Source organism: Streptomyces sp. NPDC050509, from assembly GCF_044457965.1.
Classification (GTDB): Bacteria; Actinomycetota; Actinomycetes; order Streptomycetales; family Streptomycetaceae; genus Streptomyces.
Window position 1 is genome coordinate 1,364,932 of the sequence record NZ_JBITHL010000001.1, and the last position, 14,517, is coordinate 1,379,448.

The 14,517-nt window shown below is 72.7% G+C and carries 13 protein-coding genes and 1 pseudogene; 9 read left to right on the forward strand and 5 right to left on the reverse strand.

Annotation, left to right across the window (positions count from 1 at the left end):
* Positions 1 to 33 precede the first annotated feature (33 nt).
* On the forward strand, positions 34 to 1,014 hold the full coding sequence (locus ACIBJC_RS05220) for an NAD(P)-dependent alcohol dehydrogenase (protein WP_399288175.1): 981 nt from the start codon (positions 34 to 36) through the stop codon (positions 1,012 to 1,014).
* A gap of 32 nt (positions 1,015 to 1,046) precedes the next feature.
* Here ACIBJC_RS05220 and ACIBJC_RS05225 read toward each other — a convergent pair whose 3' ends face one another.
* The 3 genes from ACIBJC_RS05225 to ACIBJC_RS05235 all read right to left on the reverse strand — a co-directional run bounded on the left by ACIBJC_RS05225 (position 1,047) and on the right by ACIBJC_RS05235 (position 3,579).
* Entirely contained in the window at positions 1,047 to 2,654 is a 1,608-nt protein-coding gene (locus ACIBJC_RS05225; protein ID WP_399288177.1) for a glycoside hydrolase family 13 protein, read from the reverse strand.
* Between the two features lie 220 nt (positions 2,655 to 2,874).
* The gene (locus ACIBJC_RS05230; RefSeq protein ID WP_399287938.1) at positions 2,875 to 3,171 is read right to left on the reverse strand and encodes a YkvA family protein; all 297 of its coding nucleotides are present in this window, start codon (positions 3,169 to 3,171) and stop codon (positions 2,875 to 2,877) included.
* Positions 3,172 to 3,246: 75 nt separating this feature from the next.
* Entirely contained in the window at positions 3,247 to 3,579 is a 333-nt protein-coding gene (locus ACIBJC_RS05235; protein WP_399287941.1) for a hypothetical protein, read from the reverse strand.
* Between the two features lie 61 nt (positions 3,580 to 3,640).
* Here ACIBJC_RS05235 and ACIBJC_RS05240 point away from each other — a divergent pair, with 61 nt between their 5' ends.
* The 3 genes from ACIBJC_RS05240 (at position 3,641) to ACIBJC_RS05250 (ending at position 6,430) form a co-directional block, all read left to right on the forward strand.
* Positions 3,641 to 4,174 (forward strand): CGNR zinc finger domain-containing protein, encoded by a 534-nt coding sequence (locus tag ACIBJC_RS05240; RefSeq protein WP_399287944.1) that lies wholly within the window; start codon positions 3,641 to 3,643, stop codon positions 4,172 to 4,174.
* A 642-nt stretch (positions 4,175 to 4,816) separates the two neighbouring features.
* Positions 4,817 to 5,734: a S1 family peptidase gene (locus ACIBJC_RS05245; RefSeq protein WP_399287947.1), complete on the forward strand. Its 918-nt coding sequence runs from the start codon at positions 4,817 to 4,819 to the stop codon at positions 5,732 to 5,734.
* Between the two features lie 291 nt (positions 5,735 to 6,025).
* On the forward strand, positions 6,026 to 6,430 hold the full coding sequence (locus ACIBJC_RS05250) for a VOC family protein (RefSeq protein WP_399287950.1): 405 nt from the start codon (positions 6,026 to 6,028) through the stop codon (positions 6,428 to 6,430).
* On the opposite strand, the gene ACIBJC_RS05255 is transcribed toward ACIBJC_RS05250, so the two are convergent.
* Positions 6,370 to 7,149, reverse strand: a complete 780-nt coding sequence (locus ACIBJC_RS05255; protein ID WP_399287952.1) for a helix-turn-helix domain-containing protein — start codon at positions 7,147 to 7,149, stop codon at positions 6,370 to 6,372. The two genes, ACIBJC_RS05250 and ACIBJC_RS05255, sit on opposite strands and share 61 nt — an antisense overlap.
* Positions 7,150 to 7,181: 32 nt before the next feature.
* The gene (locus ACIBJC_RS05260) at positions 7,182 to 8,444 is read right to left on the reverse strand and encodes a YihY/virulence factor BrkB family protein (protein ID WP_399287954.1); all 1,263 of its coding nucleotides are present in this window, start codon (positions 8,442 to 8,444) and stop codon (positions 7,182 to 7,184) included.
* A gap of 17 nt (positions 8,445 to 8,461) precedes the next feature.
* Here ACIBJC_RS05260 and ACIBJC_RS05265 point away from each other — a divergent pair, with 17 nt between their 5' ends.
* The 5 genes and pseudogenes from ACIBJC_RS05265 (at position 8,462) to ACIBJC_RS05285 (ending at position 14,391) form a co-directional block, all read left to right on the forward strand.
* Positions 8,462 to 10,096: an acyl-CoA dehydrogenase family protein gene (locus tag ACIBJC_RS05265; RefSeq protein WP_399287957.1), complete on the forward strand. Its 1,635-nt coding sequence runs from the start codon at positions 8,462 to 8,464 to the stop codon at positions 10,094 to 10,096.
* A gap of 297 nt (positions 10,097 to 10,393) precedes the next feature.
* A complete protein-coding gene (locus tag ACIBJC_RS05270) occupies positions 10,394 to 11,653 on the forward strand; it encodes a GAF domain-containing protein (RefSeq protein WP_399288180.1) in 1,260 nt (419 codons plus the stop codon).
* Positions 11,654 to 11,768: 115 nt separating this feature from the next.
* Complete coding sequence (locus ACIBJC_RS05275) at positions 11,769 to 12,341, forward strand: GNAT family N-acetyltransferase (RefSeq protein ID WP_399287959.1); 573 nt, start codon at positions 11,769 to 11,771, stop codon at positions 12,339 to 12,341.
* 160 nt (positions 12,342 to 12,501) lie between these two features.
* Positions 12,502 to 12,573, forward strand: a pseudogene (locus ACIBJC_RS05280) (putative leader peptide); the annotation flags it as partial.
* 120 nt (positions 12,574 to 12,693) lie between these two features.
* Complete coding sequence (locus ACIBJC_RS05285; protein WP_399287961.1) at positions 12,694 to 14,391, forward strand: nitrite/sulfite reductase; 1,698 nt, start codon at positions 12,694 to 12,696, stop codon at positions 14,389 to 14,391.
* Positions 14,392 to 14,517 lie beyond the last annotated feature (126 nt).

The window sequence follows — 14,517 nt, forward strand, 5'->3', positions numbered from 1 at the left end:
CGCTCCCCACTTCTTCTCCTGATGGGCAAGGCATTGAGCGAGATGCGCGCAGCGCTGTACGACCGTTACGGCCCCCCGGACGTGCTCTACGAGGGCACGGCGCCCACGCCCGTCGCCGGCCCCGGCGAACTGCTGGTACGGGTGCACGGCACCAGTGTGAACGGCGGCGAACTCGCCATGCGTGCCGGTAAGTTGCGAGCCCTGGGCGGCCGGACCTTCCCCCGGCGCACCGGCATCGACTTCGCCGGTGAGGTCGCGGCCCTCGGCCCCGGCGTCACCGGCCCGGCGGTGGGCGCCCGGGTGTGGGGCATGCTGCCCCGTGGCGAGGTTCCGCGTGGGCGGGTCGGCAGCGCCGCCGAGTATGTGACCGTACGCCCCCGGCAGGTGGCCCTCGCCCCCGCCGGACTCGATCCGGTGGAGGCCGCCGCGCTGCCCGCCGGTACGACGGCGATCACCGCCCTGCGCGACAAGGCCCGCATCCGGCCCGGCGAGCGGCTGCTCGTCCGCGGTGCGAGCGGCGGGATCGGCAATGTCGCCGTCCAGCTCGGGCGGGCATACGGCGCGCATGTCACCGCGCTCGCGAGCGGCAAGAACCTCGACCTCGTGCGGGAACTCGGTGCCGACGAGGCGTTCGACTACCGCGAGACCGGTCCCGGCGACCTGCGGGACCTCGGCGCGTTCGACGTCGTGTTCGACAGTGTGGGCAGCGAGGCGGGTTCCTACCGGCGGCTCCTCGCGCCCGGCGGGCGCATGATGGGGCTCGCCTTCGACACCAGCAGGATCGGCGCCTCGGTCACGTACACGCTCGCGTCCGTCGTGTACGGCTCCCGGCGGGTCCGGTTCTTCAGCGGCAACCCCCTGCACCAGGACTTCGCGGACCTGACCGGCTATGTGGAGAGCGGGGCGCTGCGGCCGGTCGTGGACACGGTGCACCCGCTCGCGGAGATCGCGGCGGCCCACCGCGCGCTGGAGGCCGGAGGGGTACGGGGCAAGCACGTCGTCCGCGTGATCTGACCCCTGTACTCCCCCGCGCGTCAGGGCGCCGGTTACCCCCGTACGTCCAGCCAGACCGCCGTGTCCGGCGCCAGCAGCGGCGCGCCCGTCGCCTCGTCCTTCGTCAACTCCTCGCTGCCCAGCAGCGGGACCGCCCCCGCGGGCAGCGGCAGCGGAGCGTCGGAGAAGTTGACGCGGCACTCCAGCCCCGCGCCCTTCCTGAAGGCCAACTCGCCCTCGGCGGACGGCAGCCACGCGAAACCCTCGTCGCCGCGGAAGCCCCGGCGCAGCCTCAGCGCCGTACGGTACAGCTCCAGGAACGAGCCGGGGCGGTCCGTCTGCGCCTCGACGGAGTACGCGCCCCAGCCGGCCGGCTGGGGCAGCCAGCTTCCGCCGGGGCCGAAGCCGTGGCTGGAGCCGGACGCCGTCCACGGCATCGGCACCCGGCAGCCGTCCCGGCCCTTGACCGTCCGGCCGGTGCGCTCCCACATCGGGTCGCGCAGCGCGTCGGCGGGCAGGTCGGCGACCTCAGGAAGGCCCAGCTCCTCGCCCTGGTAGAGGTAGGTCGTGCCGGGCAGGGCGAGGGTCAGCAGCGCGGCGGCGCGGGCCCGCCGTCGGCCGCGCGCCTCGTCGGGCGGGGGCGTGGGGCCCTCGCTCATCAGCCAGGCGCGCAGGTCGGTCGCCTCGGGCAGGGCGTAGCGGGTGAGGTGGCGGACCACGTCGTGGTTGGAGAGCACCCAGGTCGGCAGGGAGCCGACGGACGCGGCGCCGGTGAGGGACAGGTCGATGGTGTCCCGGAAGGCCTCGGCGCCCCAAGGACAGCGCAGATGGAAGAAGTTGAAGGCCTGGTGGAGTTCGTCGGACCGGGTGTAGAGGGGCAGTCGTGCCGCGCTGACACCCGCCTCCGCGACCATGATCCGGGCCGGGGCGTACGAGTCGGTGATCTTGCGCCAGGTGCGGTAGATGTCATGGACCTCGTCGCGGTCCCAGAAGGGGTGGTCCTCGCCGCTGGGCGGCGCGTTCAGGGGCGCGGTGTCGCCGCCGCGGGTGTCGCGCAGCGGCGGGGTGAGGTCCTTGCGCAGGCCGTGCGCCACGTCGATCCGGAAACCGTCGACGCCGAGGTCCAGCCAGAAGCGCAGGGTGCGCTCGAAATCGGCGATGACGTCGGAGTTCTCCCAGTTCAGATCGGGCTGCTCGGCGGCGAAGATATGCATGTACCACTGGCCGTCGGGGACCCGGGTCCAGGCCGCGCCGCCGAACTTGGACTGCCAGTCCGCGGGCGGCTCCGCCCCGTCCGGGCCCCTGCCGTCCCGGAAGACGAACCGGTCCCGGGCCGCGGACCCCGGCGGGGAGGCGAGGGCCTCCACGAACCAGGGGTGCCGGTCGGAGCAGTGGTTGGGCACGATGTCGACGATGGTACGGAGCTGAAGCGCCCGGGCCCGTGCCAGCAGCGCGCGGAAGTCGTCCAGCGTGCCGTGGCGCGGGTCGACGTCCCGGTGGTCGGCGACGTCGTAGCCGCCGTCGGCCAGCGGGGAGGGGTAGAACGGCGTGAGCCAGACGGCGTCCGCGCCCAGCTCCGCGACATGGCCGAGGCGGTCGGTGATCCCGCGGAGGTCGCCCATGCCGTCGCCGTCGGCGTCGGCGAAGCTCGGGACGTACACCTGGTAGACGACGGACTCCCGCCACCAGTCGCGGCTCCCCCAGCCCCCGCCGTTCCCCCTGCCCCCGCTGTTCCCCCTGTCACTGCCGCCGCTACCGCTCGGGCCGCCGCTTCCACCTCCGCTTCCGTCGCCGACGCTGCCGTCCGGAATCGCGTACTGAGTCACTGGTACCTCTCGTGCCGGGATGGAACCGGTCTGAAACTCTAGTGGCGCGGTGCGATCATCCCTTCACCGCACCGGCCCGCTTCTCCCGCTCCGGGTGGTCCGCGTGCAGCGAGCGCAGCGCCATCAGGAGCACCCCGATGTCGTCGAGGTACACGGGGTCGGGCAGCAGATCGACCGGCAGGACCAGATAGCCGAGGGCCGCCCAGAACAGCCACTTCTTCGTCGGCGGCACGCCCGCCTTGCGCAGCACGCCGCGGGCCCGGACGAGCCGGACGGCCAGGACGATCGCGACGCCCAGGGTGAGGGCCACCAGTACGACGGCCACGGCGACGAGGATCTGGAGTTCGCTCACGGCGCTCTCCCCTTCGGCTAGGTCTCCGGGGCGTATGAGGCTCCCCGCCTGTCCGGATACCCGCCCGGCGCCGCGTCAACGGTTGCGCTCACCCGTACGGCCCGGGGCGCGGCCGGGGAGGATCTTCGCGAATCCGCCGTCGACCAGGACCACCACGCCACCGCAGCGGCAGGCGCAGTACTCCACCACCCCTTGCGAGCTCGCGTGGCGGGAGAGCAGGGACCAGCGCGCGTCGTCCGCCGCGCCCGCCCGGCCGCAGACGGCGCACCGGTCCTCGCCCGGACCGTCACCCGCGCCTCCGCCGGGGGCCCCGCCGGGGCCGCCGCCCCGATCGGCCTGCCGGTCCGCGCCCCGATCCGCGCACCGGTTCCCCTCGGGACATCCGCCCTCACCGCACCGTATTCGCATACGACCAGACTGCTGTCATGACCTAGATACGTTCAACCATTACATTCGCTACGCTGGGGCGATGCAGTTCACCCACTACGGCGGCGAGGCCGCCCTGCTCGCCGTGGACCTGGTCAACGCCACGGCCGACGGCGCCCCGTTCACCCCCGAGACCCTGGAGCCACTGCTCGCCGCGCGCGGCACCACCCGGCGCTCCCTGACCGCCGGGGAGGCGGCCGAGGTCGAGGCGTGGAGCCACCGGCTGGCGCCCTGTTTCGGGCCGCGGGATCCGGAGGTACGCCGCGAGGCCGTCAACGGCCTGCTGACCGAGGCCGCCAGCAAGCCGTACATCACCGTCCACGACGGCCACGCCCCCCACCTCCACTACGCCGACCCGGCCCTGGGCCCGGTCGCCCACATCCGCGCCGTGACGGCCGCCGCCCTCGCCCATGTCATCTGCTTCGCCGGCCACACCCGCCTGGGCCGCTGCGCCCGCGCCCGGTGCGGCCTGGCCTTCGTCGACACGTCACGCAACGGCAGGCGCGCCTACTGCTCCGTACGGTGCGCCAACAACGACGCCGTGGCCCGGCACCGGCGGCGGGACGCGTCCTCCTGACGATCGCGTCCCGCCGGCGGCACACGTCACCGGCGAAAGCAAGAGCGCCCCTCCGGCCGAATCCGCGCGCGGTCCGGCCCGGTTCCGTACCCACGCCCGCAACGGATCGAAAAGATTCAGCCATGATCATCGCGAGAGCATTTCGTGGTACGCCGCCGCCAAACGGACGTTCTACGCGCAGAGATTCACGCCATTCGACCGCAACCCCGCGGCGGCGGTGAACCGTTACGTCACCCCTCCGACACCCACGGTGAACCATGTGTGTTTGTGACGGCCCACCGCGTGGCCGAATGGCATCAGCGGAAGATTGCCCCGCTCAGCACGGGTGCTGACGGACTGTCATCAGTTCCGGCGCCCCGCGTCACGGGCTTTGCAGGAGTTCATTCACGGGAGCCCGGCGGGACGGCCGGGCGGGACGGCCCGAGCGGCCGACGAGGGGTCAGGGGACCGGGTTCCGGGGCGTCGGGGCAGGTCCGTGCCGCCGGTCCAGAAGTCGGTCTTGCCCGATGCGCGGACGGACCCAAGGATTCAGAACGTGCGATTGACAGGTTCACGGCCAAAACCGAATGGCGGTGGACGGTCGTACGCCAGCGGTCCGCTTACCCGACGGCCGCGAAGCTCCCCCACTCAATGGAGGATGTTGTGACCATCAAGCGCCTTTCCCCCCTCAACGCGGTGTCCAGACGAGCCCGGCTCCTCGCCGTCGCCTCGGGTCTGGTGACCGCGGTCGCGCTTGCGGCCCCGAGTGCCGTCGCCGCCCCGGCGCCGGCCCCCGCTCCTTCCGCGGCGCAGCTCGCCGCCGCCAGCAGCGCCATCGGCGAGGCGGACATCGCCGGTACGTCCTGGTACACGGACAAGGCGTCCGGCAAGGTCGTCGTCACCGTCGACAGCCGGGTCTCCGACGCGCAGATCGCCGAGATCAAGAACTCCGTGGCGGACACCGCCGCGGGCGTCACGATCAAGCACACCGAGGGCAAGTTCAGCAAGCTGATCGCGGGCGGCGAGGCCATCTACGCCGGCGGCGGCCGCTGCTCCCTCGGCTTCAACGTCCGCAGCGGCTCGACGTACTACGCCGTGACCGCCGGACACTGCACCAACATCGGCAGCGCCTGGTACACCAACTCCGCCGGCACCGCCTCGCTGGGCACCCGCGCCGGGACGAGCTTCCCGACCAACGACTACGGCCTCATCCGCCACTCCAACACGGCGGCGGCCGACGGCCGGGTCTACCTGTACAACGGCTCGTACCAGGACATCACCAGCGCGGCCAACCCCACGGTCGGCCAGAGCGTGCGGCGCAGCGGCTCCACCACCGGCGTGCGCTCCGGTACGGTCACCGCGCTCAACGCGACCGTCAACTACGGCGGCGGCGACGTCGTCTACGGCATGATCCAGACCAACGTCTGCGCCGAGCCCGGCGACAGCGGCGGCTCGCTCTTCGCCGGCACCACGGCGCTGGGCCTGACCTCGGGCGGCAGCGGCAACTGCACCTCCGGCGGCACCACGTTCTTCCAGCCGGTCGTGGAGGCCCTGAACGCCTACGGCGTCAGCGTCTTCTAGCCGACACCCCGGCCCTTCCGCACGGCCGAACCACTGACCTCCCGGTGAACGGCCGTACGGAAGCGTCACCGCACGACCGCACAACCGTATGACCCGCACGGGCTCCCCCACACCCGTGCCCGCTCCACCGACGACCGGCGGGCCGCGCAGAGGATGCGCGGCCCGCCGTGTTCGTTCCGCCCGTGCCTGTCGCGTCCGTGCCCGTTCCGTCCGTGCCCAGCTCCCCCGGCCGAGGCGATCGCGTCCGATTCGTTCAAGACCGGCCGGCAGCCGCGCTCCTACGGTGGCCCCATGACGACACCACCTGTCCCACGACTCGACGCGATCGGCCTGGTCGTCTCCGACATGGCCGCCTCCCTCGCCTTCTACCGCCTGCTCGGCCTCGATCCGCCCGCCGGGGCGGACACGGCGCCGCACGCCGAGGCGACCCTGCCGAGCGGACCGCGCGTTCTCTGGGACACGGAGGAGACCGTGCGCTCGTACGATCCGGACTGGACCAGGCCCGCGGGCGGCGAGCGGATCGGGCTCGCCTTTCTCTGCGACAGCCCCGCGGCGGTCGACGCCACGTACGCCGCGCTGACCGCGGCCGGGCACCGCGGCCACCTCGAACCGTGGGACGCGGTGTGGGGGCAGCGTTACGCGGTCGTCCTCGACCCGGGCGGCTGCGGGGTCTCGCTGTTCGCCGACGCCGCGTAGGCGCGCTCGTAGGCGCGGAGGGTGAGCCCGGCCAGCGCGCGGGTCTCCCTGGCGAGATGCGCCTGGTCGGCGCAGCCCGCGGCGAGCGCGGCGTCGGCGTACGGCACCCCGCGCCGTACCAGCTCCAGCGCGCGCTGGAGCCGCAGCACCCGGGCGAGGGTCTTGGGGCCGTAGCCGAAGGCGTCCAGGGAGCGGCGGTGGAGCTGCCGGGCGCCGAGGCCGACGGCGTCGGCGGTCGCGGCGACCGTACGGCCCGCGTTCAGCCCGGTGACGACGGCCCGCGGCAGGGGGTCGGGCGGTCCGGAGGCGGCGGCGCAGCGGAGTGCCGCCGCCTCCAGACCGGTGGCCGGATCGGCCCGGGACGTGACGCGGGCGACGAGTCCGGTGAGGGCGCGCGCCTTCGCCGGTGACCAGAGGTCGGCCAACGCGACCCGCCGGTCGCGCAGTTCGTGCGCCGGTACACCGAGGAAGACGGGCGCGCTCCCGGGCGCGAAGCGCACCCCGGCGATGCGCTCCCCTTCCGCGGACCCGATGCCCTCGGGCACGTACGCGCGGGTGTCGGGCCCCGCGACGAGCAGTCGGCCGCCGATCCACAGCAGGTCCATGCAGCCGTCGGGAAGTACGGGATAAGGGTCGGGCCCTGTCACCGTCGTCGCCGGTGCCGTCGTCCCGGTCCAGACGATCGCGCCGTCCAGCCGTGACGCCCGTTCCTGGTACATGGGACTCAGGCTAAGCCCGGCACCCGGCGCGGCTAACCGTCCGTCCCCGGCCCCGGTCCCTGCCCCGTACCGTTCGTCTTCCCGCTCCCGCTCCCAGCCCCACCCCCGCTCCCGCTCCCGCTCCCGCTCCCGTCTCCGTGCCCGCCGCCCCCGGCCGGCCCCTTCGAACGGTGCCACCCCCCGTGCAGCCGCGCCGTCATCCGTGACTTGACGTCGTCCGGCGGCAGGAACTTGGACCAGCGCTCCGGGAACTCCGAGGGCATGTCCGGGTCGGTCACGTCGTCGTCCTGCGGTCCCTCCGCGGACGCCGCCGCGCGGGCCACCAGCTCCGCCACCTGCGCCACGCGCAGCCGTTCGTTGGCCGCGCGGGCCGCCGCCGTGGAGACCGAGGGCCAGACCCGGTCGATCGCCGCGTTGACCGCGGCGCCCACCAGCACCGCGAACGCGGAGACGCCGATCCACAGGAGTACGGCGATGGGCGCGGCCAGCGAGCCGTAGATCGTGGGGCCCTCGACCGTGTTGGTGAGGTAGATACGGAGCAGGAAGCTGCCCAGGACCCACATGCCGAGTGCGACCAGGGCGCCCGGCATGTCCTCTATCCAGCGGGACCTGACCGGTACGGAGACGTGGTAGAGCGTGGTGAGGAAGGCGATGGAGAGGATGCTCACCACGGGCCAGTACAGGACGGCGACGACCTCCGTGCCCCAGGGGATGAACTCGACCACCCGGTCGGGTCCGACCACCGCCAGCGGCAGCACCACCGCGCCGATCACGATCGCCACGACGTAGAGCAGGAAGGCGAGCAGCCGGGTGGCGACGATGCCGCGCCGCCCGTCGAGTCCGTACATGACCGTGATCGTGTCGACGAAGACGTTGACCGCCCGGGAGCCCGACCAGAGCGCGATCGCGAAACCGATGGAGATGACGTCGGGCCTGCCGCCCTGGGTGAGGTCCGCCAGCAGGGGTTCGGCGATCTCGTCCACACCGCGCGGTGAGAGGACCGTACCGGCGGCGCTGAGGATGTTCCGCTCGATGGAGGCGACGGTGGTCGTGCTGGTCCAGTCGTCCACGTAGCCGAGCAGGCCGATCAGTCCGAGGAGCAGCGGCGGCAGCGAGAGCAGCGTGAAGAACGCCGCTTCGGCCGCGAGCCCCAGGATCCGGTACTCGATGCACGAGTTGACGGTGTCTTTCAGCAGCAACCAGGCCATCTTCCGCTTGGATACGTTGCGGTAGAGGACTCGGGCCCGGTGGAGTCGGCCAGTCGGCCGCTCAGGTGTTTCTTTTGCTGCCTGCACCTCCTTACCGTATCGGCATGGCAGCCAGCACCCATACAGTGACCAACCAGGTTCCGCCCCTGGTGGGGTACGACGTCTTCCGCGCCGACCGGGTCCTCTCAGAGGCCGTCGAGCGGCACAGCGCGCCCGGTCTGCTCGACGGGACCCGCGCGGAGCTGACGGCGCTCGGCCGCGCCGCCGGGTCCGCCGAGGTCCAGGAGTGGGGGGCCGGGGCCAACGACCATCCCCCGGTCCTGCGCACCCACGACCGGTACGGGAACCGGATCGACGAGGTCGACTTCCACCCGGACTGGCACCATCTGCTCGGGCGGGCGGTCTCCTCGGGGCTGACCGACGCCTGGGGCCGACCGGACGGCCATCTGCGGCGCGCGGCCGGTTTCCTGGTGTGGAGCCAGGCGGAGGCGGGGCACCTGTGCCCGGTGTCGATGACGCACGCGGCGGTGCCCGCGCTGCGGGCGGATCCGGCGCTCGCGGCGGAGTGGGAGCCGCGGCTGACGGCGCACGCGTACGAGCCGGGCCTGCGGCCCGCCGCGGGCAAGACCGGCGCGCTCTTCGGCATGGGCATGACGGAGAAGCAGGGCGGCAGCGACGTACGGACGAACACGACGGCCGCGCTCCCCCTGGACGCGTCCGGGGAGTACGTCCTGACCGGGCACAAGTGGTTCTGTTCCGCGCCGATGAGCGACGGGTTCCTGGTGCTCGCGCAGGCGCCGGGCGGGCTGACCTGCTTTCTCGTCCCCCGGGTGCTGCCCGACGGGACGCGCAACGTGTTCCGCCTCCAGCGCCTCAAGGACAAGCTGGGCAACCGGTCCAACGCGTCGGGCGAGGTCGAGTTCGACGGGACGTGGGCGCGCCGGGTCGGCGAGGAGGGGCGCGGGGTCCCCACGATCATCGGGATGGTCGCGGCGACCCGGCTGGACTGTGTGCTGGGGTCGGCGGCGCTGATGCGGCAGTCCGTGGCGCAGGCGGTGCACCACGCCACGTACCGGGCCGCGTTCGGCGGTGAGCTGATCGACAAGCCGCTGATGCGCAACGTACTGGCCGATCTGGCGCTGGAGTCGGAGGCGGCGACGACGCTCGCGCTGCGGCTCGCGGCGGCGTACGACGCGGACACGGACGAGGAGCGGGCCTTCCTGCGGCTCGCGGTGCCGACCGCGAAGTACTGGGTGACCAAGCGGGGTACGCCGCTGGCCGCGGAGGCCCTCGAATGCCTGGGCGGCAACGGATACGTGGAGGAGTCGGGGATGCCCCGGCTGCTGCGCGAGTCGCCGCTCAACTCGATCTGGGAGGGCGCGGGCAATGTGCAGGCGCTGGACGTGCTGCGGGCGCTCCAGCGGGAGCCCGCGGCGCTGAACGCGTTCCTCCAGGAGGTCGGGCGGGCCCGGGGCGCCGATCACCGGCTGGACCGCGCGATCAAGGACCTGCTGACCGAGCTGGCGGACCTGGCCGGGATCGAGGCGAGGGCGCGGCGGCTGGTGGAGCGGATGGCGCTGGTGCTCCAGGGGTCGCTGCTGGTGCGGTGGGCACCGCCGGAGGTGGCGGACGCGTTCTGCGCGTCGCGGCTCGGCGGGGACTGGGGCACGGCCTTCGGCACCCTGCCGCACACCCTCGACCTGGCGTCGGTCGTGGAGCGGGCTCGGCCCGTCGTCTGACCGGGCGCGGCCCGTCGTCCGACCGGGCGCGTACGTCAGAGGTGGTGCCGCGCCGACACGGCACCACCTTTGACTGATAGTCACTTTCACGCACCGGTCAGCGATGCGCCAGGGTTGCAGGCCGTTGCAGAGGAATCGATACGGCGCCTTGAGACTCGACACAGCGCCCTGGGTGGCCGGGAGAACCCGATGAAGAACGGTCCGCTGAAGGACACACCGCAGAAGGACCCCCCACTGAAGGACCTACCACTGAAGAACCTGCCGCTGAAGGACCTGCCGATCGATCTGACCCGGCTCATGGCCATGGACGGCGACCGCGCGGGGCGGCTGCTCCAGCGGGTACGGGACGCCGCCCTGGCCGGGGAACGGCCCCCGGTGGCGCCCCGGCCGGTGATCGGCGCGTCCTGGTCGCGGGTGCTCGGCACGGGTCTGGACCCCGGCCGTCCGGCCGGCGGCGGCGCGTTACTCGGCCGGGACGAGCTGGAGCACCGGCGGCGGACCTCGGCGCTGGGCGACGTGCTGCGGTCGCTCGACGAGGCGCTCGGCGGCCTGGTGAACGCCTCGGCCCAGGTCATGGTGGTCGGCGACGCCGAGGGCCGGGTGCTGTGGCGCGAGGGGAGCCTCGGGGCGCTGCGCCGGGCCGGCGCCATCTGTCTGGAGGAGGGCGCGAACTGGTCGGAGCGGGACACCGGGACCAATGCCATCGGTACGGCGCTGGCGCTGCGCCGGCCGGTGCAGGTCCACTCGGCCGAGCACTTCGCGCACGCCCTGCACTCCTTGACCTGCGCGGCGGCCCCGGTGCGCGACCCGCGTGACGGGCGGCTGCTCGGCGTGATCGATGTGAGCGGCCCCGCCGCGGGCTTCCATCCGACGACGCTGGCGCTGGTCACCTCGGTCGCCCGGCTCGCCGAGTGCGAGCTGCGCGAACGCCACGGGCGGAGCGTCGACCGGCTGCGCTCGGTGGCGGCGCCGATCATGTGCCGGCTGGGCGGGCGGGCCCTGGCGGTCGATGTCCACGGCTGGACGGCGGCGGTCACGGGCATGGCGCCGGTGGACCGGCTGCCGCTGCCGAAGTCGCTCAGGGCGGGCCGGATCTGGCAGCCGTCGCTGGGCATGTGCACGGTCGAGCCGCTGCCCGGCGGCTGGCTGTTCCGGGTGGACGAGGAGCCCCGCGCGGAGGCGGCGCCGGGCCGGGTGGTGCTGGATCTGAGCCGGCCCGGGCGCCGGCGGGTCACCGTGTCGGGCCCGGCGGGAAGCTGGACGCAGGAGCTGACCCCGCGCCACGCCGAGCTGCTCTACGCCCTGGCCGCGCACCGGGCGGGCCGCAGCGCGGCGGAGCTGGCCGCCGATGTCTTCGGGGACCCCACCCGTACGGTGACGGTCCGGGCCGAGATGTCGCGGGTACGGCGCCATCTCTCGGGGGTGCTGGCGCACCGGCCGTACCGCTTCAGCGAGGAGGTCGAGGTGGAGGTGATCGCCCCGGAGCGCCCGGCGGATCTGCTGCCGCACTCGACGGCCCCCGCGGTGGTGAGCGCGCGGGACCTGCCAGGACCGTGAGAGGCGGCCCGCCCCTCCCGTGGGGGTCGGGCGGTGGGCAGCGGCGGCCCGCGTGCCCGGGGGACGGACGGGGGCGCCGCTCCGGCCGTTCCCGCCCCGTGTTCTCCTGGCCCGTATGAGCATCACCGTGACCACCTGGTCCCTGGAGCAGACCTCGCCCGCCGATCTGCGGCCCGCCGCGCAGGCCCCCGCCGGGGTGCGGATCGTACGCGCCGAGGTCCCGTCGCCCGAGTTCAGCCGGTTCCTGTACACGGCCGTCGGCGGGGACGTCCGGTGGACGGACCGGCTGCCGTGGTCGTACGCCCGGTGGTCGGAGTATCTGGCGCGGCCCGGTGTGGAGACCTGGGTGGCGTACGAGAACGGCACCCCGGCCGGGTACATCGAGCTGGAGGCGCAGGAGGGCGCGGCGGTCGAGATCGCGTACTTCGGGCTGATCCCCGCCTTCCGTGGCCGCCGGATCGGCGGGCAGCTCCTGTCGTACGGGGTGGCGCGCGCCTGGGACCTGTCCGAGCGGTGGCCCGGGACCGGGCCGGTGGAGCGGGTCTGGGTGCACACCTGCTCCAAGGACGGCGAGCACGCCATGGACAACTATCTGCGGCGTGGCTTCCGGCTCTTCGGGACGAAGACGGAGGAGGAGCCCAAGGTGGCGGTCCCCGGCCCGTGGCCCGGCGCGCACACGGCGGCCTGACCCGGCCGCACGCTCCGCACGACCCGGATCAGGGCTTAAACGCCGACACCCCGTGACAGACAACACACCGTCTCACATAGCGGTACGTTATGGTCCACATGATGGATAACGGTGGACTGGCCGGAGATCCGCGTGACACGCTTCCGTCATGTCCAGCTCTGGAATCGCCTTGGTGAGTCGACGGCACGTCGATCTCTGCCGCATGTCCAGCGCCATCTGTCCGGCGGGCTGAGAGTCCCAGCACCGCCGCGTTCACCCTTCTTTGTCCCCTGATGCTGCGCACCCTCGCGTCTCCGCGTGTGTGTGCAGCTCAGAGCAGCCCTCCCGCATGTCTCGAATGGACGTAACCGCCATGGCCGCCACGCCGGAACAGCCGTCCCCCGCCACGCCACGCCGCAAGGTGAGCCGTCACCGCGGCGAGGGCCAGTGGGCCCGGGGTCACTTCACTCCGCTCAACGGCAATGAGCAGTTCAAGAAGGACGACGACGGTCTCAATGTGCGGACACGCATCGAGACGATCTACTCCAAGGCCGGGTTCGACTCGATCGACCCCAACGATCTGCGCGGCCGGATGCGCTGGTGGGGTCTGTACACCCAGCGCAAGCCCGGGATCGACGGCGGCAAGACCGCGATCCTGGAGCCGGAGGAGCTGGACGACGAGTACTTCATGCTGCGGGTACGGATCGACGGCGGCCGGCTCACCACGGAGCAGCTCCGGGTCATCGGCGAGATCTCGCAGGAGTTCGCGCGCGGCACGGCGGACATCACGGACCGGCAGAACGTCCAGTACCACTGGATCCGGATCGAGGACGTCCCGGAGATCTGGCGGCGCCTCGAAGAGGTCGGGCTCTCCACCACCGAGGCCTGCGGTGACACGCCCCGCGTGATCCTCGGTTCGCCGGTCGCCGGGATCGCCGAGGACGAGATCATCGACGGCACGCCCGCGATCGACGAGATCCAGCGCCGCATCATCGGCAACCCCGACTTCTCGAACCTGCCGCGCAAGTTCAAGTCGGCGATCTCCGGATCGCCGTCGCTGGACGTGGCCCACGAGATCAACGACATCGCGTTCGTGGGCGTGGACCACCCCGAGCACGGACCCGGCTTCGACGTGTGGGTCGGCGGCGGGCTCTCCACCAACCCCAAGATCGGCCAGCGGCTCGGCGCCTGGGTGCCCCTCGACGAGGTCCCCGACGTCTACACCGGGGTCATCTCGATCTTCCGTGACTACGGCTACCGCCGGCTGCGCACCCGCGCCCGGCTGAAGTTCCTGCTCGCCGACTGGGGCGCGGAGAAGTTCCGCCAGATCCTGGAGGACGAGTACCTGGAGCGGAAGCTGATCGACGGGCCCGCCCCCGAGCAGCCGCTCCAGCGGTGGCGCGACCACGTCGGTGTGCACCGCCAGCGTGACGGCCGTTTCTACGTCGGGTTCGCGCCGCGCGTCGGCCGGGTGGACGGTGTGAAACTGGCGGAGATCGCCGCGCTGGCCGAGGCGCACGGGTCGGGCCGGCTCCGTACCACCGCCGAGCAGAAGATGATCGTCCTCGATGTGACCGAGGACCGGGTCGACTCCCTGGTCGCCGGTCTGGAGGCGCTGGACCTGCGGGTCAAGCCCTCACCGTTCCGGCGCGGCACGATGGCCTGCACCGGCATCGAGTTCTGCAAGCTGGCCATCGTCGAGACCAAGGAGCGCGGCGCCACGCTCATCGACGAGCTGGAGCGCCGTATCCCGGACTTCGACGAGCCGATCACCATCAACATCAACGGCTGCCCCAACGCCTGCGCCCGTATCCAGACCGCGGACATCGGTCTCAAGGGCCAGCTCATGCTGGACCAGGACGGCAACCAGGTCGAGGGCTTCCAGGTGCACCTGGGCGGCGCGCTGGGCCTGGAGGCCGGGTTCGGCCGCAAGGTCCGGGGGCTGAAGGTCACCTCGCAGGAGCTGCCCGACTACGTCGAGCGGGTCCTCGGGCGCTTCGAGAAGGAGCGCGAGGACGGCGAGCGCTTCGCCACCTGGGCCGCCAGGGCCGACGAGGAGGCCCTGTCATGAGCGAGCGCGCGGCGCCCTTCTACTGCCCCTACTGCGGCGACGAGGACCTGCGTCCCAACGAGCAGGGTCACGGCGCCTGGGAATGCGGAGCATGCAATCGAGCCTTCCAGTTGAAGTTCCTCGGGC

Bases quoted from the DNA above. Each gene is read 5' to 3' on its own strand.
- ACIBJC_RS05235 (WP_399287941.1), bottom strand. From the start codon at position 3,579: ATGCGAATACGGTGCGGTGAGGGCGGATGTCCCGAGGGGAACCGGTGC.
- ACIBJC_RS05240 (WP_399287944.1), top strand. From the start codon at position 3,641: ATGCAGTTCACCCACTACGGCGGCGAGGCCGCCCTGCTCGCCGTGGAC.
- ACIBJC_RS05250 (WP_399287950.1), top strand. From the start codon at position 6,026: ATGACGACACCACCTGTCCCACGACTCGACGCGATCGGCCTGGTCGTC.
- ACIBJC_RS05255 (WP_399287952.1), bottom strand. From the start codon at position 7,149: ATGTACCAGGAACGGGCGTCACGGCTGGACGGCGCGATCGTCTGGACC.
- ACIBJC_RS05265 (WP_399287957.1), top strand. From the start codon at position 8,462: ATGGCAGCCAGCACCCATACAGTGACCAACCAGGTTCCGCCCCTGGTG.
- ACIBJC_RS05270 (WP_399288180.1), top strand. From the start codon at position 10,394: ATGGCCATGGACGGCGACCGCGCGGGGCGGCTGCTCCAGCGGGTACGG.
- ACIBJC_RS05275 (WP_399287959.1), top strand. From the start codon at position 11,769: ATGAGCATCACCGTGACCACCTGGTCCCTGGAGCAGACCTCGCCCGCC.
- ACIBJC_RS05285 (WP_399287961.1), top strand. From the start codon at position 12,694: ATGGCCGCCACGCCGGAACAGCCGTCCCCCGCCACGCCACGCCGCAAG.